The organism is Pseudofrankia sp. DC12, from assembly GCF_000966285.1.
In the GTDB taxonomy this organism is placed as follows: Bacteria; Actinomycetota; Actinomycetes; order Frankiales; family Frankiaceae; genus Pseudofrankia.
On sequence record NZ_KQ031391.1, the window covers coordinates 4,957,948 to 4,978,143 of the forward strand.

13 protein-coding genes are annotated in these 20,196 nt (G+C 69.8%); 5 read left to right on the forward strand and 8 right to left on the reverse strand.

What is annotated here, in order from left to right:
- Positions 1-9: 9 nt before the first annotated feature.
- Positions 10-825, reverse strand: a complete 816-nt coding sequence (locus tag FRADC12_RS19875) for an alpha/beta fold hydrolase (protein ID WP_052711031.1) — start codon at positions 823-825, stop codon at positions 10-12.
- Between the two features lie 259 nt (positions 826-1,084).
- Between FRADC12_RS19875 and FRADC12_RS19880 the strand changes: the two genes are divergently transcribed.
- The gene (locus tag FRADC12_RS19880; RefSeq protein WP_045877759.1) at positions 1,085-6,019 is read left to right on the forward strand and encodes a diguanylate cyclase; all 4,935 of its coding nucleotides are present in this window, start codon (positions 1,085-1,087) and stop codon (positions 6,017-6,019) included.
- Between the two features lie 77 nt (positions 6,020-6,096).
- On the opposite strand, the gene FRADC12_RS19885 is transcribed toward FRADC12_RS19880, so the two are convergent.
- Positions 6,097-7,164, reverse strand: coding sequence for a LacI family DNA-binding transcriptional regulator (locus tag FRADC12_RS19885; protein ID WP_045877760.1), 1,068 nt, complete (start codon positions 7,162-7,164; stop codon positions 6,097-6,099).
- Positions 7,165-7,544: 380 nt separating this feature from the next.
- Between FRADC12_RS19885 and FRADC12_RS19890 the strand changes: the two genes are divergently transcribed.
- From FRADC12_RS19890 to FRADC12_RS19905, 4 genes are all read left to right on the forward strand, one after another.
- Positions 7,545-8,861, forward strand: coding sequence for an ABC transporter substrate-binding protein (locus tag FRADC12_RS19890; protein ID WP_232303911.1), 1,317 nt, complete (start codon positions 7,545-7,547; stop codon positions 8,859-8,861).
- 200 nt (positions 8,862-9,061) lie between these two features.
- Positions 9,062-9,859 carry a carbohydrate ABC transporter permease gene (locus FRADC12_RS19895; protein ID WP_232303912.1) on the forward strand — a complete coding sequence of 266 codons (798 nt, stop codon included), beginning with the start codon at positions 9,062-9,064 and terminating at the stop codon, positions 9,857-9,859.
- 4 nt (positions 9,860-9,863) lie between these two features.
- Positions 9,864-10,769: a carbohydrate ABC transporter permease gene (locus FRADC12_RS19900; protein ID WP_045877762.1), complete on the forward strand. Its 906-nt coding sequence runs from the start codon at positions 9,864-9,866 to the stop codon at positions 10,767-10,769.
- A gap of 63 nt (positions 10,770-10,832) precedes the next feature.
- Entirely contained in the window at positions 10,833-13,493 is a 2,661-nt protein-coding gene (locus FRADC12_RS19905) for a family 78 glycoside hydrolase catalytic domain (protein WP_084011058.1), read from the forward strand.
- A 114-nt stretch (positions 13,494-13,607) separates the two neighbouring features.
- Here the strand turns inward: FRADC12_RS19905 and FRADC12_RS19910 are convergent, their stop codons facing one another.
- The 6 genes from FRADC12_RS19910 to FRADC12_RS19935 form a co-directional block, all read right to left on the reverse strand.
- On the reverse strand, positions 13,608-14,723 hold the full coding sequence (locus FRADC12_RS19910; protein WP_045877763.1) for an ABC transporter ATP-binding protein: 1,116 nt from the start codon (positions 14,721-14,723) through the stop codon (positions 13,608-13,610).
- A 585-nt stretch (positions 14,724-15,308) separates the two neighbouring features.
- Positions 15,309-16,757 carry a ferredoxin reductase family protein gene (locus tag FRADC12_RS19915; protein WP_084011059.1) on the reverse strand — a complete coding sequence of 483 codons (1,449 nt, stop codon included), beginning with the start codon at positions 16,755-16,757 and terminating at the stop codon, positions 15,309-15,311.
- Positions 16,757-17,527: a dienelactone hydrolase family protein gene (locus FRADC12_RS19920; RefSeq protein ID WP_045877764.1), complete on the reverse strand. Its 771-nt coding sequence runs from the start codon at positions 17,525-17,527 to the stop codon at positions 16,757-16,759. The genes FRADC12_RS19915 and FRADC12_RS19920 overlap by 1 nt, the downstream gene beginning before the upstream one ends.
- Before the next feature lie 54 nt (positions 17,528-17,581).
- The gene (locus FRADC12_RS19925; RefSeq protein WP_045877765.1) at positions 17,582-18,517 is read right to left on the reverse strand and encodes an alpha/beta hydrolase; all 936 of its coding nucleotides are present in this window, start codon (positions 18,515-18,517) and stop codon (positions 17,582-17,584) included.
- 34 nt (positions 18,518-18,551) lie between these two features.
- A complete protein-coding gene (locus FRADC12_RS19930; protein ID WP_045877766.1) occupies positions 18,552-19,520 on the reverse strand; it encodes an amidohydrolase family protein in 969 nt (322 codons plus the stop codon).
- 123 nt (positions 19,521-19,643) lie between these two features.
- Complete coding sequence (locus FRADC12_RS19935; protein ID WP_045877767.1) at positions 19,644-20,192, reverse strand: quercetin 2,3-dioxygenase; 549 nt, start codon at positions 20,190-20,192, stop codon at positions 19,644-19,646.
- Between the last annotated feature and the right edge of the window lie 4 nt (positions 20,193-20,196).

The following is a 20,196-nucleotide window of genomic DNA, read 5'->3' on the forward strand; positions in this document are numbered from 1 at the left end:
GGCTCGCCGTTACACCGGACGCGGCACCCGGCCGCCAGCCTGGCTCACGGCAGCTGGATCGAGCCGCACGGGGGCGTGGCCGCGGGCCGCGTTCACCACCGCGTCAACCGCCAGGGCGACGAGGTCCGGGGCGTCCTTGTGCACAAAGTGCCCGGCGTTGTCGGCGATGATCTGGGTGGCTGCTGTCCGGGCGGCCCATTCCCGTTGGAACGTCTGCCACCTGGCGTCGACCTCGGCAGGGGACAGCGGCAGCAGGCGGTCCGGATTGGTCATGCGCAGCCGGGTGCCAACCGCCGAGGTAACCACTACGGCGGGCACCCGTGCCGGGGGCGGGGGAGCCCGATGTTCTGCCGCGCAGGCGACGATGTCGAAGTGGATACTGCCGGCCCCGTGGTCGGCGGCGACGAGTACGGGGTTGGCGCGGTCGAGCAGCGCGCTTGGCTCCGTCGGGTCGACCAGCACCAGCCCGGCTGTCTCTTCGGGCCAGCGTGCTAGGTATGCCTCGACTATCAGTCCGCCGATCGCATGGCCTACCAGCACCCGTGGTGAGGGGACGGCTGCCTCGCTCAGAAGGGTTCGCAGCTGAGCGGCGGCCCAGCTCGCCGGTCGCGGCGTCTCGGCCAGGCGGGGCGGGAGAGGGCCGCTGCCCCCCTGCGCCGGGCGCCCATAGGCGACCCGCGTCGTCGTGACCCTCGCCGCGGCCAGGGCTCCATCCCACTCGCTCGGGCCGGCGGCGAGGCCAGACACGAACACCACCGGTGGTACGCCACCTCCAGTGATATCGACGGCCAGCTTGTAGCCACCCACGTCGACCAGTTCCGCCATGCTGCCTCCTACAGTACGAGATCACTAAATTACGGCCCGTGATGGCTGATGGCCGGGCATTTCCGCACCGCGAGCGCCACCGCGAGCGCCAGCGCGAGCCCATAGTTCCCCAGACGGGGGGGTGCGTGCCGAGGCCGGGGCGCGCTCGCTCAGTGGAGCACCGTCGCCGCGTGGTTGTGGGTCAGCGGCCCGTTCGGGGCCGCCGAGGCAGGGCAGATTGACACGTATGCAGCTCGTGACGTGAAGTGAGGGTCGACATATGGGGTCCCCGAGGATGACACCGGGCCCGGATCCGCCGGTGGCGATGCGGGTGGCGGTGCTGCATGAGACGCAGCGGTCTCGGGTCACTCGGCTGGTGTTCCCGGCCGGGAGTGTGATCCGGAAGGAGCCGCTGGGGCCCGGGGCGCAGCAGCGGCTGCGCCATGAGGTGGAAATCCTCGGCCGGCTGTCCGGGGTCGAGGGGCTCGTGCAGCTGGTGGCTGGAGCGCCGCCGTACCCGGGGTCGATGCTGCTGGCCGATGTCGGCGGAACGGCGCTGTCCGCGCGGGCCACCCCACTGGACCCGGCTGAGCTGATCAAGCTGGCCGAGCTGCTCGCGCGGGCGATCGGGGGGATGCACGGCCGGGGTGTGGTGCATCGGAACATCAACCCGTCGAACATTGTCGTGAGCGAGGACCAGGGCGCGCCATACCTGACTGATTTCGCACTCGCCACCACCTTCATGACCGTTCAGCCTGGCTTCATGCATCCCAGCGAGATTGTCGGGACGGTGCCGTACCTGGCGCCGGAGCAGACCGGCCGGACCGGTCGCCCGGTGGACCAGCGGGCCGATCTGTACGCGCTGGGGGCGACTCTGTACGAGCTGGCGACCGGCGCGCCGCCGTTCGGCACCGAGGACCCGCTGCGGATGATTCATGATCATCTGGCGCGGGTGCCGGCGCTGCCGGCGGCGGTGAACCCGGCGGTGCCGGGCGGCCTGTCGGCGATCATCATGCACCTGCTGGAGAAGGAGCCGGACGACCGCTATCAGAGCGCCGAGGGGCTGGTGCACGATCTCACCTTGGTAGGCCGTGGCCTCGTCGTGGTGCATCCGGGCGAGCATGACTTCCCCGTACGACCGCTCGCGCCGTCCCGGCTGGCTGGGCGTGAGGAGGAGATCGGCGAGCTGGGCGCGGCGTTCGCCGCGGCAGTAGAGGGCCGCTGCCGCGGGCTGCTCGTGGGCGGGGCTCCGGGGGTGGGCAAGACGGCGCTGGTCAATGAGCTGCGGCCGATCGTGGCTGGTGTCGACGGTTGGTTCGTTGCGGGCAAGTTCGACCAGTATCGGCGTGACCGGGAGTTTGACGGAGTCTGGCAGACGTTCCGCACGCTGGGCCGGCTGTTGTTGGCCGAGCCGGAGGCCGACCTGGTCGACGTGCGGGAGCGGATACTGCGGGCGCTGGGACCCAACGCCGGGCTGATCGCCGCCCTGGTGCCGGAGCTGGCGGCGCTGGTGAGGGTCCCTCCCCGGGCCGGGGATCCGATGACCGCGCAGGCGCGAGTGCAGCGGACCGGGGTGGCGATCCTGCGTGCGGTCGCTTCTCGGAAGCGGCCGGTGGTGGTGTTCGTCGACGATCTGCAGTGGGCCGGGCGGACACCGCTGGGCTTCGTCGACCTGATCCTCGGTGGCGAGGAAGAAGTCGAGGGGCTGCTTCTGGTCGGCGCCTACCGGGAGAGCGACGTGGATGCCGCTCATCCGCTGGCGCCGATGCTCGCCCGCTGGCAACGTCAGCCGGCCGGCCTTTACCACCTGCGGCTGGCCGACTTGACGCCGGATGGCCAGGCGGCCATGGTGGCCGACCTGCTGCGCCTGGCCCCGAAGCCCGCCGCCGAGCTGGCGCGGCTGATCGCGCCGTCCACCGGCGGCAATCCGTACGACACGGTGGAGCTGCTCAACTCGCTGCGCCATGACGGAGTCCTGATCCTCGGCGAGCGCGGGTGGCGATGGGACCAGGCCACGCTGCGCGGCCGGCTGGGGCGCGTGGACGTGACCGAACTGGTCGCCGCGCGCCTGGCCACGTTGCCGCCGGCCACCAGGGAGGTGCTGACGGTGATGGCGTGTCTGGCGGGACGGGTGGAACTGGGCCTGCTGGAAGCCGCGACCGGGCTGGCGGCGGACGAGGTCGAGCGGCGGCTCACGCCCGCGTTCGCCGCCGGCCTGCTGGTCCTGGAGTCCGACGGCCGGCCCGGCGTGCGGTACCAGCACGACCGGGCGCGGGAGTCCGTCCTGCGCTGCCTCGGCTCGCAGGCACTGGGCGCCACGCGGTTGCGGCTGGCCCGGCGCCTCGCGCAGCGGCCCGAGTTCTTCGCCGTGGCGGCGGAGCAGTACCTGTTCGTGGCCGATGCCGTGCACGGCGCCGCCGAACGGCAGCTGATGGCAAGGCTCTTCCGCCAGGCCGCCGGCGAAGCCCGGCTGCTGAGCAACTACCCGCTCGTGGAGCGGCTCCTGACCGCGGCGGTGGCGCTCGTCGACCCAGCCGACACCGACGAGCTGGTCACCCTCCAGACCGGCCGTCACGCCGCCTTGTACAGCCTTGGCCGGCTGGAGGAGGCCAACCAGGTCTACCAGACCATCTGCCGGCTGTGTACCCACCCGGCCGGGCGCACGGCCGCCACCGTGGTGCAGGTCAGCAGCCTCACCAACCAAGGGCCTGCCGGCGAGGCGATGCGGCTCGGCCTCGACCAGCTGCGGCAGCTCGGCTTCGCCGTCCCGGACCGCGGCCGCCTTGACCCCGAGATCGACCGCGGGCTCGACACGCTTTACCAGTGGATTGACCAGACCAGCGAAGCCGACGATCTGCGGCGACCGAAGATCACCGACTGTTCGCGGCTCGACGCCATGAAGCTCATCGACCGGCTCACGCAAGCGGCGTACCTCTGTGACCAGCCGATGATGACCTGGCTGACGCTGCAGGCGGTGGAGATGTGGGCACGCTGCGGCCCGGATCCGGCCATGGTCGGCCCAGCCAGCCATGCCGCGGATGTGACCATCGCCCGCAGGCACGACTATCACACCGGGTATCGCATCGCGCGGCGGATCCTCGCTGTCGCTCGGGCCCGCGGTTATGAGCCTGAGGTGTGGCAGGCGCAGTTTGTGTACCTGATCAGCATCGGCCACTGGTTCGACCCGCTCGAGGACAGCCTGCCCGCGGCACGCCGCGCGCTGGAGGGCCTGATCCAGGGGGGTGAGCTGCAGTACGCATGCTGGAACCACTACGTGCTGCTGAGCTGCCTGCTGGACAGCGCGCCGTCGCTTGACAGCTTCGCCGCCGAGGTCGACGAGGCACTCGCACTGGCTACCCGCACCGGTAACGGCCGAGCCGAGGACACGTACCGGCAGTACCGCCAACTGGCGAGGGCACTGCGCGGCGAGAGCACCGAATCGCCGGCCGACGAGGCGGCTCAGCTGGACATGCTGGCCGCCAACCCGATCGCCGTCGTTGACCTGCACATCAGCCGGGCGCTCGCCGCGGCCATCCTCGACCACCAAGGTGAGCTGGCCCGGCACACGGCGGCCATGATGCCGTTGCTGCCGATCACCGAGGCCCAGTACAGGGTGGTGGTGGCACGCCTGCTGCGGGCACTGGCGTTGGCAGGGCAGGCCCGCACGGCACAACCGGGCCAACGCGGCGCCATGCTGGCCGAGCTGGACTTGTTGGTCGAGTGGCTGGCCTCGCGTGCCGTCGACGCGCCCGTCAACTTCCTGCACCTGCTACGTCTGGCGGAGGCCGAGCGGGCCTGGGCCGCCGGCGACTTCCGCGAAGCGGCGCACGCCTTCGACGTGGCACAGCGGGAGGCATACGCCCAGGTACGCCCGTGGCACCAGGCGCTCATCCTGGAACGCGCCGCGCGGTTCTACTCGGCCCACAGCATGGAGCGAGCCGGCCATGTGCTGCTTGCCGAGGCCCGCGGCCAGTACCTGGCCTGGGGGGCCACCGCCAAGGTCAGCCAGCTCGACTGGGCTCACCCGACGCTCCGGGCCGAGCCCGCCGGGATGAATCCGTTCGTGCGGCCGCCGGCGGGGTCCGCCGCCCGCGTCCCCGCCGTCACCACGGGCACCCTCGACCTGCTCGGCGTCGTCGCCGCCTCCCAGGTCCTCAGCTCCGAAACCAGCATCGACGGCCTGCGGGCCAGAGTCGCGGGAATCCTGTCCGCGATGACCGGCGCCACCAGCGTCCACCTCCTGCTCCGCGACCGCGATCAGCGCACGTGGTCGGTACCGGTGGACGACCACGGCACCGTCACGCTCGACGAGGCCGCCCGGCGGCGCCTGCTCCCACCCTCGGCCATCCGGTACGCCGAACGCACCCACGAACCGGTCGTCGTCGCCGACGCCACCCGCGACGACCGGTTCAGCCGCGACCCCTACCTCACCGACCTGGACCGCTGCTCCCTGCTGGCCATCCCCATCATGATCCGAGGCGAGCTGCGCGCGATGCTGCTCCTGGAGAACCGGATGATCCGCGGCGCGTTCACCACCGAACGCCTCGAGGGAATCATGCTCATCGCCGGGCAGCTGGCCGTCTCGCTCGACAATGCCCTGGTCTACGCCTCGCTGGAACACAAGGTCGCCGAACGAACTCGGCAACTCGCGGCCGCCAACCAGCAGCTCGCCGCTGCCAACGAGCGGCTCGGGCAGCTCTCGATCACCGACCCGCTGACCGGCCTGGCCAACCGGCGCCGGCTCGACGAGGTCCTCGACGCCGAATGGCACAGAGCCCTCCGCAACGCCGCACCCCTCGCGCTGGCAATCGTCGACATCGACCACTTCAAGCTCTACAACGACCACTTCGGCCACACTGCCGGCGACCGATGCCTTCAGCGGGTCGCCACCTGCCTGGCCGGCAACGCCCGCGGCACCGCCCTGACCGCCCGCTACGGGGGCGAGGAGTTCGCCGTCGTGATGCCCGGCGCCGACATCGCCACCGCCACCCGCATCGCCCGGCGAATCCGCGCCGCGGTTGAGGAGGCCGCTGAACCCAGCCCGATGGTTCCCTACCAGATTGTCACCGTGAGTATCGGCGCCACGTCGGTCGTTCCTGCTCCCGAGGACAGGCTGAAATCACTCGTCGACCTCGCCGACGCCGCGCTGTACCACGCCAAAAACAGGGGACGGAACCGGGTGGAAGCTGAGCTCCCGGGCACCGCATCGGAATAGCGCGCCTAGCCCCCCGCCAGCGGCGATCTCGCCGGGGCCGCGAGAGGAGAGCGATTATCGCCGCACGGCTTTGTTTCTCATGACGAGCGAAGTCCGAGAACCGGTGTAAGCCTCGGGGGTGCCGTGCTGTGGCGGATGACGAGCTGGGGTGTCATCGAGGTCTGCATAGCACGGTTCCGATGGCCTTCCACTCGCTCGATGAGCATCTTCGCGGCGGCGGCCCCCATTTCCTGGCCGGCCTGGTCGACGCTGGTCAGCTGTACGGGGGCAAGGGCCGCGATGGCGGTGTTGTTGTAGCCGACAAGGGACAGTTCCTCGGGGACGCGTACGCCCAGTTGGTGTGCCGCGCGGTAGACGCCGAGGGCGGCCACGTCCGCGCCTGCCATGATGGCCGTAGGAGGTTCTGCGCTGGTAAGCAGCTGCCTGCCTGCCTTGTAGCCGCCGTCGTCTGAGTAGGCAGTGCGACAGACGCGGGCGTGCTCCTGCAGATCGTGGCCGCGCATCGCCTCCAGATAGCCGTTTGTAAGCACAACCTCCGGAGTGCGCTTCCACAGGCTCACCTTGGTCCCTGCTGCCGCTACCAGCGCGATGTCGCGGTGGCCGAGGGACACGAGGTGATCCACCACGAGTCTCGCGCCGACAGCGTCCGCATCCACGACCGAGTCATGAACCTCGGCGGTGTCGTGGTGGCCGATGACGACCGTAGGAGTGGCGGCGGCCATGGTGAGCACTTCGCTGCGCGGGGTTCCGGGCGCGATCAGGATCAGGCCGTCCATCCGGCGGTCGACCATGGAGCGGATCGTCTTGGCCTGGTCATCAGCACCGAATCCGGCCGCCCCGAGCAGGACGGTGTAGTCACTGTCGCGTAATTGGTCGTGGACTCCGTCAAGGATGTCGGCGAAGAAGGGGTTGCGGATGTTGTCCAGCAGCACGCCGATCGTATAGGTGCGTCCACGCATGCCGCGCGCGGCGGCGTGGGGTCGGTAGTCCAGTTCGGCCATCGCCGCACGAACCCGCTCCTGCATCGCGGGGCTCACCCCGTAGGCGTTGCGCAGCACTTTGGAGACCGCGGGGGTCGAGACGCCGGCGTGCCGGGCAACATCTGCGATCGTGACGCGTTTCGTTCGTTTCGGCGACGAGTCCATGCCTGGTGTACTCCTGAGTCATGCCTATAGAACGATCTACATGGTGTCACGCGAAAGAGCTAGGCCGATCATAGGCGCGGTCTGATCGTTCGCACGGGGCGCTGCCGTCGCGGCTCCGAGACCGTGGGCCCGCCGCGGGGCGTGCGCCCTGGCCGGCGCAGGTCCCGGAGGTGCTGGTCGACCTGGCGGTCCGTGTGCCCGGGCTCGCCGGTCGTCGGTGCTCCAGCCAGCTGGCGCCGGCCCCGGCCGCGGCCATTGGGTCTTGACACGGCCGTGGGCGAAGGGCAGCCTTGTGCCACTTCCGCATGGAGAACGTTATACGCAGCCGGTGCGACCCGGGTCGCCGCCTCACTCTGCCTGAACGACAACAGGGAGCAACTGTGACCATCAACCCTCTCCGCGCCCGACGGGCGCGGATCACTGGACTCGCGGCGAGCGCCACCGCCGTCGCGCTTCTGGCAGCGGCGTGTGGAGGCACGGGCTCGGGCTCGTCCTCGGCGCCGAAGCAGTTCAGCTACCTGACGAACGTCGAGAACACCACCATCAAGACGGGCCTGGGCACCCTGGCGAATGGTGCATGCAAGGCGCAGAACCAGGCATTACCTCTGAAGGTGGACACTGTTCCGCAGACCAGCTTGGACCAGAAGCTCCAGCTGCTCGCCGGGCAGAACGCCCTGCCGGTCCAGTTCGCCGCGGGCAACGCCCCCGCGCTGACGGATCAGCTCTACAAGGCCGGCAAGATCGCCGACCTCGAGACGCAGCTGACGGCTCTCGGCGTCTACGACCAGATCGAGCCGGCGGCGATCTCCACGATCAAGGCCCTGTACGGGGGCAAGATGGAGGTCTTGCCCTACGAGTACAACATCGAGGGCATTTTCTACAACAAGAAGATCTTCAGCGATCACGGCCTGTCGGTGCCCACGACGTGGGACGCGCTGGTGTCGGACGCGGCCACGCTGCAGTCGGCCGGGGTGCAGCCGTTCTCGGCCTCCGGCCAGCAGGGCTGGCCCATCACCCGGCTAATCAGCGGCTACCTGTACCGCAGCCTGGGGCCGGACGCGATGAAGGACATCGCCGACGGCAAGGCCAAGCTGACCGACCCCCAGTACGTCGAGGCCGCGACGAAGGTGGCCGAACTCGGCAAGAACGGCTACTTCGGCAAGGGCGTCGGGTCGATCGACTACGACACCGCGTTCAACCAGTTCCTTAGTGGCAAGGCGGCCATGCTCTACATGGGCAGCTGGGCGCTGACGAACATCGGCGACCCCAAGCAGGACCAGGTGGGCGCCGAGAACATCGGCTTCATGCCCTTCCCCGCCGTCTCCGGTGGTAAGGGATCGATTGACCAGTACCCCTCCAACGTCGGCCTGGCGATGACCCTGGGCGCCAAGACCTTCGACAGCAAGGTTGGCGACTGGGTCAAGTGCATCGCCCAGAACTATGGCAGCGTCGCGCTCAAGGACCAGGGCTCCATCTCGGGATTCAAGGTCAACACCGCCGTTCAGGACCCGAACGCGATCACCACGCAGGTGAGGAAGACCATCGGCGAGTCGACGCAGAACGTCCTGTGGTTCGAGGCTCTGTTCAGCACCAAGGCCACCAACGTCAGCCAGACGAACGCGGCCTCGCTGGTCACGGGGACCATGAGCCCGTCGCAGTTCATGCAGGCTGTTCAGAGCGCCCTGTCAGGTAGCTGAGCCCCCAGCCGTGCACGGCTCAGGAGCCGCCCGCCGCGGCGGCTCCTGAGCCACCCCCTGACAAATCTCGATCTGACGGTCTGCCTGCATCCCATACGAAGTGGACAGCGCTTATGCACCGCGTATTAGGTGACCGCAGGGCCATTTTGACCCTGATAGGTCCCGCCCTGCTCGTCTATTCCCTCGTCATGTTGGTCCCGATGGTGTGGTCCTTGGGGTACTCGTTCACCAAAGGCAACACCATCGACGGCTTCAGCGGCAACGGCCTGCACAACTTCCAGCGCCTGTTCAGCGACGCGGCCGCCCACAAGGCACTCTGGTTCAGCCTCAAGTACGGCGTCGCCGTGACCATCGGGCAGGTGCTCGTCGGCTACCTGCTCGCTCTGCTGTACATTTTCTTCCTCAAGCGCGCTTCCGCGGTCATCCGCACGTTGGTGTTCTTCCCGGTCATCATGCCCACCGTGGCGGTCGGCCTGCTCTTCCAGAAGTTCTTCCAGGTCGCCCCGCAGATCGGTCCGATGAACTCGCTGCTGTCCACGGTGGGCGTGGGCTCGGTCGACTGGTTCGGCAGCCCCGGCAAGGCATTCTGGGTCCTGGTCATCATGGACATCTGGCGCTCCATGGGCTTCTACGCCGTCCTGCTGTTCGCTGGCCTGGTCGACATCCCCGACGAGGTGCTGGAGTCGGCCCGTCTTGACGGGGCCTCAGGCCTCCGGCTGGTGCGTCACATCGTGCTGCCGCTGTCGTTCCCGGTCCTGATGTCGGCCCTGATCTTCAGCATCAACGGGACGTTGAAGGTCTTCGACTCCATCGTCGCGCTGACCAACGGCGGCCCCGGCAATGCCACCACGCCGCTGACCCTCTACATGTTCCAGACGTCGTTCACCTACAGCGACTACGGCTACGGAAGCACGATCGCCCTGCTGCTGACAGTTGTGTGCCTGCTGGTGACCCTGGTCATCTTCCGTGTTTCGCGGCGCGACCTCACGAAGGGCTGACACCATGGCGCTCGACTCGCCCCCGATGATGAAGGCCGCGGGCAGTGCCCGCCGGGCCGGCAGCAGCCGCGTCCTGTGGCGACGCCGTCACCCCGGACGGATCTGGGTGAAGGCAGTCATCGGCCTGTTGCTGGTCGTCGAGGTCTACCCCTTGCTGTGGATGTTCCTGACCTCGCTGAAGTCCAACAGCGACTACCTGAACAACTCCACCTGGAGCCTGCCGACGAGCTGGCAGTGGGGGAACTACAGTGAGGCCTGGACGACCGGGCACATCGGGCTGTACGTCAGGAACAGCCTGCTCGCCACCGCTCCGGCCCTGCTCCTGATCATCGCGCTGGGCACCGCCGCTGGGTTCGCCCTGCAGATCATGGTGTGGAAGGGGCGCGGCGTAACGCTGCTGATCTTCCTCGCGGGCATCATGGTGCCTTCCCAGATGATCCTGCTGCCGCTGTTCACCGTCTACTTCCGGGCCGGCCTGTCGGGCACTCTGTGGCCGCTGATCCTGACCTATACCGGCACTGGCCTGCCGCTGACCGTGTTCATGATGGCCACCTACTACAGGGCCGTTCCACGGGAGTTGTTCGAGGCGGCTACGATCGACGGCGCTGGGATTCTCCGCTCGTTCTGGAGCATCAGCGTCCCCATGGTCCGCAACGCCATCCTGACCGTCGGCCTGGTGCAGTTCTTCTTTATCTGGAACGACCTCCTGATCGCGCTGACGTTCACTAACAACCAGGACCTCCGCACCATCCAGGTCGGCCTGCTCAACTTCACCGGGGACTTCGGCGCCACCCAGTACGGCCCGCTGTTCGCGGCCATCTGCATCAACGTCATCGGCACGCTCGTGATCTATCTGTTCCTCAACCAGAAGGTCATGAAGGGCCTGACCGGAGGAGCAGTCAAGGGCTGACGCCCGCCCATCCCCGTCGGTGCCGCAGGTTGGGGCACCGCGCCGTCACGGAAGGTCTGATGCATGCTCCGCCAGCCTGGCCCGGTGTCGTTCGAGCACCTTCGGGACGGCATCGGCGTCGGGGTCGCCGAACCGCGTCTGTCATGGGTGCTTCCGGCCGGCGCCGGGGTCCAGGCCGGGTATGAGATTGAGCTGGACCGATGCGGCCACGTGCAGCGCACTGGCCGCATCGACAGCTCCGACCAGGTTCTGGTTCCCTGGCCTGGCGTACCGCTCGCGTCCCGTGAGCGTGTCACCGTGCGGGTCCGGGTCTGGGCCGGGGAACGACCTGATGAGCCGTCCGACTGGAGCCCGCCGGGAGCCGTCGAGGCTGGCCTGCTGGCGGCGTCGGACTGGCTCGCCGTCCCCGTCCGCGCGGACTCGCTCGAAATCCCTGACAGCGACCGGCGTCCGGTCCGGGTACGTAGGGACTTCACCCTCGCCCGGCGCGTCGCGCGCGCCCGTCTGTACATCACCGCCCACGGCCTGTTCGAAGCGGAGATCAATGGAAAGCGGGTCGGTGACGACGTCCTGGCTCCCGGGTGGACCGTCTACCACGCGCGGCTGCGCTACCGCACCTACGACATCACCGACCAGCTGTCCGAGGGTGCCAACACCATCGGCGCGTGGCTCGGCGATGGCTGGTACCGGGGCCGTCTCGGCTTCAACGGCGGGACCCGCAACATCTACGGCGCTGACCTGTCCCTGATCGCTCAGCTCGAGGTCACCCACGACGACGGCACCCGCACCGTCATCGCGACGGACTCCTCATGGGTCGCCGCGCCCGGGCCGGTCATGGCCAGCGGCCTGTACGAGGGCGAGGTCTTCGACGCTCGCCTGGACAACCCGAACTGGGCGACGCCATTCGCCGAACGCACGGCCGGCTGGGCGCCGGTCGCCGTCGGCACCCGCGACCCCCGCACCCTCGTCGCGCCGCAAGGCCCGCCGGTGCGGTGCACCCAGGAGGTCAGCCCGGTCGCGATCACCCGCCGACCGGACGGCCGCTACCTGCTCGACTTTGGCCAGAACCTCGTCGGGCGGCTGCGTATCACCGTCGACGGCCCGGCCGGGACCGCCATCACCCTGCGGCATGCGGAAGTTCTGCAGGACGGAGAACTGGCCACCCGGCCGCTGCGGGAAGCCCGCGCGACCGACACGTACATTACGGCGGGCGACGGGCCGCGCAGCTGGCAGCCGCGGTTCACCCTGCACGGTTTCCGCTACGCAGAGGTCACTGGCTGGCCGGGCGAGCTGAACACCGACGCCGTGACCGCGCTGGTCCACCACACCGACATGCGCCGCACCGGTTGGTTTGAGTGCAGTGACGACCTGATCAACCGGCTCCACGAGAACGTCGTCTGGAGTATGCGCGGCAACTTCGTGGACATCCCCACCGACTGCCCGGCCCGCGACGAACGGCTCGGCTGGACGGGCGACCTGCAGATCTTCGCCCCCACCGCGAGCTTCCTGTATGACTGCGCCGGGATGCTCGACTCCTGGCTCACCGACGTCGCCATCGAACAGCGGCCGGACGGCGCTGTCCCCTGGTATGTCCCCGTGATCCCCGGCGGCCCGCTGTGGACTCCGATCCGTCCCGGTGCCGCCTGGGGCGACGTCGTGACCGTGGCTCCCTGGGTGCTCTACGAGCGTTTCGGCGACCGTGAGCTGTTGCGCCGGCAGTTCCCCGCGGGCCAGGCCTGGGTCGACCTCGTGGCACGGCTCGCCGGACCCAGCCTGCTGTGGGACACCGGGTTCCAGTTGGGGGACTGGCTCGACCCCTCCGCTCCGCCCGACGACCCGGCGGCCTCGCGGACCGACCGCTACCTCGTCGCCACCGCCTACTTCGCGTGGTCGGCCCGGCTCCTGGCCTGGTCGGCGGCGGAGCTTGGCGACTCCGGCGCCGCGGCGCGGTACGCCACCTTGGCCGACGACGTCGCGCGGGCCTTCCGCCGCCGCTACGTGCTGCCGTCCGGCCGCCTGACGAGCGACAGCCCCACCGCCTACTGCTTGGCCCTCGCCTTTGGCCTGCTCGTCGACCCCGCGCAGCGCCAGTCCGCCGGCGACCGGCTCGCCGCCCTGGTCCTGGCGGAAGACGCCCGCGTCGCCACCGGGTTCGTCGGCACCCCACTCATCTGCGATGCCCTGACGGATACAGGACACCTGGACGTCGCCTACCGGCTGCTGAAGCAGACCGAGTGCCCCTCCTGGCTCTACCCTGTGACCCGGGGAGCGACCACGATCTGGGAACGCTGGGACAGCCTGCGCCCCGACGGCAGCCTCAACCCCGGCGGCATGACGTCGTTCAACCACTATGCCTTCGGTGCCGTGGCTGACTGGCTGCACCGCGTCGTCGGAGGCATCGCCCCAGCAGCGCCCGGCTACCGCACCATTGCCTACAGGCCGCGTCCCGGCGGCGGAATCACGTGGGCGAACACCCGCCACGAGACTCCGTACGGGACGGCGGCGCTGTCCTGGGAGCTGACCGGGGACGGAATGACCGCCCGCGTCACGGTGCCCGAGGGATGCGCCGGGATGGTGGAGCTCCCCGGGCGTGAGCGGCTCACCCTGGGGCCCGGGAAGCACACCGTCGAAACCCCTGGCCGCGGTCATGCCGCACTGTCGGGTAACCACGCTCACGCCGAGCAGCGGTCCGGCCGGGACACACCGGACCGCTGCTCGGCCTGACATCCGTTTGCCGTCGATCGGTCTTACCCGTCTTACCCTGGCCGGTATCCGGCTTCTACGGAATCACGGCGCGTCCCACGGAATGAGTTCCGTGGGACGCGCCGTGAAGCTGGTTCAGCCGGGCAGGCGCAGACCGGTCTTGACGGAGAACACGTGGAGCTCGCCTTCGCGAATGCTCATCCGGACCTTCTCGCCCCGCTGCGGGACGCCGCGGGGGCTGACTCGCGCTACCACGTCGGCGTTCTTGCCCTCTTCCGCGGGCGAGGCCAGCACAGGGGAGACGATGCTTCCGTGGAGGTAGGCGTCGGGGCCGAGCTCCTCGACAAGATTGATCAAGGCCTCGAAGGCCGGGCCGCCGCCGTTCACCTCCAACGCCTCAGGCCGGAACCCGACTGTCACCGTCGTGGCGCCCTCGGCGGCCGCTGCCTGCGCGGTCTCGCGCGGTAGCGGGATGACGGCATCGCCGAGCTGGACACCGTCGTTGCGCAGCGGCACCTCGGCGATGTTCATCGCGGGTGACCCGATGAAGCTGGCCACGAAGGCGTTGGCCGGCCGCTCGTAGAGGGCGAGCGGAGCATCGACCTGTTGCAGCTTGCCGGCCTTGAGAACGGCCACCCGATCACCCATTGTCATCGCCTCGACCTGGTCGTGGGTGACGTAGACGGTGGTGATCCCCAGCCGGCGCTGCAGGGAAGCGATCTGGGTGCGGGTGGAAACGCGCAGCTTGGCGTCCAGGTTGGACAGCGGCTCGTCCATCAGGAACACCTGCGGTTCCCGGACGATGGCTCGTCCCATCGCGACCCGTTGCCGCTGCCCGCCCGAAAGCGCTCTCGGCTTCCGCTCCAGATAGGGCTCGAGGTCCAGCAGCTTCGCGGCTTCGCTGATCCGCCGGTGGCGCTCGTCTTTCCCGACGCCGGCAATCTTCAGCGCGAAACCCATGTTGTCGGCGACGGTCATATGCGGGTAGAGCGCGTAGTTCTGGAAGACCATGGCGATGTCCCGGTCCTTCGGAGCGGCATCGGTGACCTCGCGGTCGCCGATCCAGATCTCCCCGGAATCCACCTCCTCGAGCCCAGCGAGCATGCGTAACGAAGTGGACTTGCCGCAGCCCGACGGGCCGACAAGGACGAGGAACTCCCCGTCCGCGATCTGAAGGTCGAGCGTGTCCACCGCCAGGCTTGTGCTACCCGGGTAGCTTCTACTGACCTTGGCGAAGTTGACAGTTGCCATCGCAGGCGTCCCTCTCACCGGCAGGAACGTGCCGGACGATCCGAGTGATGTCCGGCGCTGGATTGGTGCAGGCCGGACGAGACGATACGAAGGAATGTAAGCTGTCGAGCTTAACCTGGTCAATACTTCGGTGAAATTTTCGAGCCGTCGCCGGCGCCGAAACGGGGCCGTAGGGAATAGGTGACGGCCGCGTGACCGCGTCCGGCGCACGGAGGGCAGGAACACGGGACGCGGATCGCCGGCGGCTGGTCGGCCGGGCCCGGCGCGAGCGGCCTCGCGGCCCGCCCGTGCTGGCTGGCGAGCTGCTTGCCGCCGTCAGGGGCCGGCGACGAGGGTGCGGAATCCAGGGACGCCCGACCCGGCCCAGCGGACCTTCTCGCCTTGTCAGGCGGGCGCACCGGGAGACGAGGGCGGCCCGCCGGGCGGAGCAAATTGAAACGATTCATAGTATGGCTTTCCACGCTAGGCGGCCTGGGGGGTCGCGTCAAGGGGGGATGCCTTCCTGGCCGGACCACGTGTGCCTGGGCCCGCACTCCACACCACACCCCACCGGCGCAGCGGTGGGCCGAGCGGGGCCGAGCCTCGTCAGCGCCAGTCGAAGTACTCACGGTGGAACCGGCCGGCGGGGACGCCGCCGGCCCGCAGGCCTTCGGTCATCGCTTCGACGAGCGGCTCGGGGCCGCAGAGGAACACCGACAGGTCCCGTGGCGGGGCAGTGGCGAGGCGGAGCACGGTCGCCGGGGTGAGCCGGCCGTCGACGGCACTGCGGACGACGTGTACCCGGACGCCGGCGTGCCGGGCCGCGATTGCCGTGATCTCCTCGGCGTACGGCACCGGGTCCTCGGCCGAGGTGTAGAAGAAGTCGACCTCGCCGTGGACGGGCTGCTCTTCGAGCGTGCGCAGCCACGACAGGAACGGTGTCACCCCGACGCCGCCGGCCACCCAGACCTGGTGCGCGGTGCCCTTGCGGTGGGTGAATCGGCCGTGCGGCCCGGCGATCACCGCGGGCATCCCCGGCTCGACGAGGTCGGCGAGACCGCCAGTCCAGTCCCCGAGCGCCTTGACCGTGAACCGGACGACGTGCTCGCCGGGGGCGCTCGCGATGGTGAACGGGTGCCGGTGCCAGCCGTCGCGAGCCTCGAGGAAGAGCATCGCGAACTGGCCAGGGACGAAGTCGAGCCGGCTGCCGAGCGGCCGCAGCTCGATCTCGACGAGCCCGTCGCCGACGGTCGTCACCCGGTCGACCTGGTAGTCGTGCAGCGGCAGGTACCGGCGGGCGAAGAGCTCGCGGTGGACGTAGAACGCCAGCCCGGCGCCGGCGATGGCTACGTAGGACCAGCGCAGCGCCGGCGAGCCGAACGTCGTCGCGTCGAGGAGGCCGTGGAGGAACCCGGCCGCGACGAACAGGCCGGTGAGCCGGTGGAAGCTGCGCCAGCGCTCGTAGCCGCCGAGGATGCGGCGGACGAGGGCGACGCCGGGCAGTCGGGTCGCGCGTTCGGTTACCCGGTGCAGGACAGGCGGCAGCACCGATCGCCACCGCGGCAGCACCGACCACACGACGAGTGCGAGCAGGCCGATCGTCGCGACCGCCGCGAGGGCCGGGCCTGGCCCGCTCGGTGCCGGGTTGGTGGCCAGGGCCACGTGTGGCACCAGGAGGACCAGGCCGGCGATCGCGGCCCTGCGGTGATAGATCGCGGCCCGGTCGATGCCGTCGAACCAACGCTCGACCCACGGCAGGGTGCTCACCAGAACCAGGCCGACAGAGAGCAGGAGTATCGTCTCGGCGCCCGCGAGCTGGCCGAGGAAGGTGACCGTCGCGACGCCGGCGGGCCGTGCGGCGACCCAGAGCGCCGCGTACGCCGTGACGAGCAGGACGACGGTCAGCGGCCCCGCCTGCCGGTACCAGGGCGGCACGAGACCGGAGGTCACGAGGGTCCGGCGGTGCGGCACGGGCTGCGCCCGGTCGCGCGCCCGGCGGTCCGCCGGGCCGTGCGCCGCGTCGGGCCCCGTGACCCCTTGTGGGATGTCGGTCATCACGCACCCGTAGGTTTCAGAACACGGCTGAGGAGATCCAGCAGCGCGGCCCAGTGCCGCGCGGCGGCGCCGGTGTCGTGGACCACGGTATCGGCCTGGGTGTAGCCGTGCTGTGCGCCGGCGTAGACCTCCGTGCGGTGGCGGACGCCGGCCGCGGCGAGTGCCTTGTCGAGGCGTTCGACCTCTTCGGGAAGCAGCGAGGGATCCTCGCCGGCGTGGCCGAAGTACAGTTCTGCCGTGATCCGGTCGGCGAGCAGATGCGGGCTGTCGGGGGCGTCGGTGGCCAGGCGCGCACCGTGGAAACCGGCTGCGGCCGCGACGCGCTCGGGGTAGGTCCCCGCCGTGCGCAGGGCGAGGCCGGCGCCCAGGCAGTAGCCGGCGACGCCGGCTGGTCCACCTGTGGTTTCCGGGCGCGCGGCTAGCCAGGCCAGGTAGCTGTCGGCGTCGCGCATCGCGCGGTCCGGGGTCAGCTCCGCCGCGATCGGGCGGATCTGCTCGAACAAGGCCGGGCGATGGGCCGAGTCGATGAAGTCGGGGAGAGCGACGACCGGGGCCTGCCCGTGGCGGTAGAAGAGGTTGGGGACCAGCACGGTGTAGCCCGCGCCAGCGAGATGGTCGGCCATCCCCATCAGCCCGGGGCGCAGGCCGAAGGCGTCCATGTAGAGCAGTACCGCCGGGTGGGCGGCATTGTCGGCGGGGTGAACCAGGTAGGCGTCGGCGGCGCCGTCCTGGGTCGGAACTTCAACGGTCGTGCCGCGGACAACGATCATTTGCGGTGATCTTCCTTCTGCTGCTTGGCTGGTACGGCGCGGCCGGGCGCGGCGTCAGGCGCCGGCCGGGCGGGTGTGACCCACGATGAAGTCGAGCGTGCGGTTGAACACTTCCTCGACGCCGGCGTCAGGCAGCCCGACCCACAGGTGATTGCCGCCCTTGATCAGGAGCAGGTCCGGTGTGGTGCCCGCCTCGCGCAGTGCCTCGGCGAGGCGGACGGACTGGCCGCTGGGAACGAGGGCGTCCTCCGTGCCGTGCAGGATGAGGAAGGGGGGCGCGTCGGGGGTGACATGCGAGACGGGGCTGGCGTCCCGGGCGAATGCGGGGTCGTCGCCCGCCGGGGCACCGAGTAGGCGCGCTTCGAACGTATGGGGATCGTGGGCGTCGTAGACGCCGTCGGGGTGGTCGGCGGCAAGCGCGTTCAGATCGCTGGACGCGTACCAGGTGACGCAGCCGGTGATGGTCGCGGTGTCCTCGGCGCCGCGGAGGGTGAGCGCGATCAAGGCGGCCAGGTGGCCCCCGGCCGCTTCACCCCACAGCACGGTGCGGCTGGTGTCGAGCCCGATCTCCTTGGCGCGGGTGTGCAGCCAGGCGAGGGCAGCGGCCAGGTCGTCGCGCTGGGCGGGGTACGTGGCCTCGCCGCTGAGCCGGTACGAGGGGGAGGCGACGGCGAGGCCGGCCTGGGCCAGCCGCGCGAAGGGGTCGGGCTGCCAGGCCCTGAAACGGGGGCCGAAGGTGTCGCGCCGGCCCATGCGCCAGGCTCCGCCGTGGACGAAGACGACGAGCGGGGGCGGCGCGCCGTCCGGGGTGCCGTCGGGCAGCCACAGGTCGAGCTCCAGCGGGCGCTGGCCTTCCGGCAAAGCGTAGATGGCGCCGCGCAGCTGCCGTACGCCTGGGACGGGGTATGCCGCCGGGGGCAGCGGCAGGGCCGCCGGATCGGGCGGGGCAAGGAGCGCGAAGGGAAAGCGCGATGGGTCGATCGGGGCCATGACTCGTCCTCGGGGAGGTTGCGGTGGGGTGGGATCAGCGTGCGAGCTTGGGCAGCAGGCGGTGGGCATTGGCGGTGGTCAAGGACCGCCAGCTGGCGCCCTTGACCGGCGCCTCGGCGGCATCGAAGGAGGCGGCGTGGGCCTGGGCGGCCGGCGCCGGGGTCCAGCAGTAGTCGCTGCCGTACAGCAGCCGCTCCGGGTCGGCCAGGCCCAGCAGCGCCGGGATCTGGCGGGGGAAGGGGGTGCCTGCCGTGTCGTAGTACAGGCGGCGCAACTGGGCGGCGGCGTCGGGGGCGGCGGTCTCCTGACCGGCCATGAACAGCTGCATGAAGGCGTTGATGCGGTCCGCGAGCACGGGAAGTGCCCCGCCGCAGTGCGGGACGACGACCTTCAGCTCAGGCTGGCGCTCGAGGGTGCCGGCGAACAGCAGGTCGGTGACGCTTCGGGCGGTGTCGAAGATGAACTCGATCATAGGGCTGGGGCGTCCGAGCGCGGACTTCTCCCAGCACGCCGGGGACGTGGGGTGCAGGAGCACAACCGCGCCGCGGCGGCCGAGTTCGGCGAAGACCGGCTCCAGCTTCGGGTCACCGAGGTAGATGCCGTGGGCGTTCGTCTCCAGGACCACGCCGTCGGCGCTGAGCGTGTCGAAGGCGTACGCGATCTCGCTCAGCGCCCCGTCGACATCGGGCAGTGGCAGGGTCGCGAACAGGCCGAAGCGGCCTGGGTGCTCCTCCACAACCTGGGCCGCGAACTCGTTGACTTCCCGGGCGAGCTCGCGGGCGGCGGCGTCGTCGCCGAAATGCACGCCTGGCGACGAGAGGGACAGCAGCGCGGTGTCGATGCCGCAACGGTCCATCAGTTCCAGGTGCTCCTCGGCCGACCAGCCGGGCCAGGCCGGCAGGCCGTCGGGTCGCCCGTGGCCGGCAGCACTCGCCTGGGTGACGTAGGAATCGGTGACGAAGTGGGCGTGGACGTCGACCAGACCCGGCTCATCAGCGGACACGGTGACACTCCTCCTCGGCGGAATAATCAAGAGACGGTGCCGGTCATGTCAGGCCGGGGTGGGCGGTCAAAACGGTCCACGAGGGATCAGCCACCGTTTCGGCCCGTCGCGGTGTAACGCCGCTCAGCGCTGTGCGCCGGTGGGGTCCCATTCCGGATGGAATTCGATGCCGAATTCCACGCCGGCGGCCTGGTAGTCCTCGGCGACAGGCGGAATCGGCCCGACCGGGAGATCCTTCTGCCCGGTCGGCACGCCCATGGCGTGTACGAACCGCTCGAACCCGCCGGTGTTGATCCCGGCCATCCGTGCGGTACCGGACACGATTTGGTAGGTGTGCAGCGTCCCGGCCGGGATGAACAGGAAGTCGTCCCGTTCGAGCGTCGTGGCCATGCTGAGGCCATTGCGGTCGTCGGCCCACACCCGCACGGCACCGTTCAGAACCCAGATGGTGTGGTGCGCGTCGGGGTGCAGATGAGCCGGGATCACGTCGCCACGCGGGCCCTCGACGATCTGGAGGCCAAACTGGCCGCCGGTTTCCTTGCCGCTCAGCATGACCGTGGCGATCTGATCCACAACGATCGAGTGCTCCCCCTCCCCGGACCGCAGTACGAACGGCGCGGGCCGCCCCGGAAGCGCGGTCCAGTCCTTATGGGTGCGGATTTCCTTGGTCATTGCA

Excerpts from the sequence above, each read along its gene's own strand:
- FRADC12_RS19920 (WP_045877764.1), bottom strand. The coding sequence starts at position 17,527 with ATGATCGTTGTCCGCGGCACGACCGTTGAAGTTCCGACCCAGGACGGC.
- FRADC12_RS19905 (WP_084011058.1), top strand. The coding sequence starts at position 10,833 with ATGCTCCGCCAGCCTGGCCCGGTGTCGTTCGAGCACCTTCGGGACGGC.
- FRADC12_RS19880 (WP_045877759.1), top strand. The coding sequence starts at position 1,085 with ATGGGGTCCCCGAGGATGACACCGGGCCCGGATCCGCCGGTGGCGATG.
- FRADC12_RS19935 (WP_045877767.1), bottom strand. The coding sequence starts at position 20,192 with ATGACCAAGGAAATCCGCACCCATAAGGACTGGACCGCGCTTCCGGGG.
- FRADC12_RS19915 (WP_084011059.1), bottom strand. The coding sequence starts at position 16,757 with ATGACCGACATCCCACAAGGGGTCACGGGGCCCGACGCGGCGCACGGC.
- FRADC12_RS19875 (WP_052711031.1), bottom strand. The coding sequence starts at position 825 with ATGGCGGAACTGGTCGACGTGGGTGGCTACAAGCTGGCCGTCGATATC.
- FRADC12_RS19885 (WP_045877760.1), bottom strand. The coding sequence starts at position 7,164 with ATGGACTCGTCGCCGAAACGAACGAAACGCGTCACGATCGCAGATGTT.
- FRADC12_RS19910 (WP_045877763.1), bottom strand. The coding sequence starts at position 14,723 with ATGGCAACTGTCAACTTCGCCAAGGTCAGTAGAAGCTACCCGGGTAGC.
- FRADC12_RS19900 (WP_045877762.1), top strand. The coding sequence starts at position 9,864 with ATGGCGCTCGACTCGCCCCCGATGATGAAGGCCGCGGGCAGTGCCCGC.
- FRADC12_RS19895 (WP_232303912.1), top strand. The coding sequence starts at position 9,062 with ATGGTGTGGTCCTTGGGGTACTCGTTCACCAAAGGCAACACCATCGAC.
- FRADC12_RS19925 (WP_045877765.1), bottom strand. The coding sequence starts at position 18,517 with ATGGCCCCGATCGACCCATCGCGCTTTCCCTTCGCGCTCCTTGCCCCG.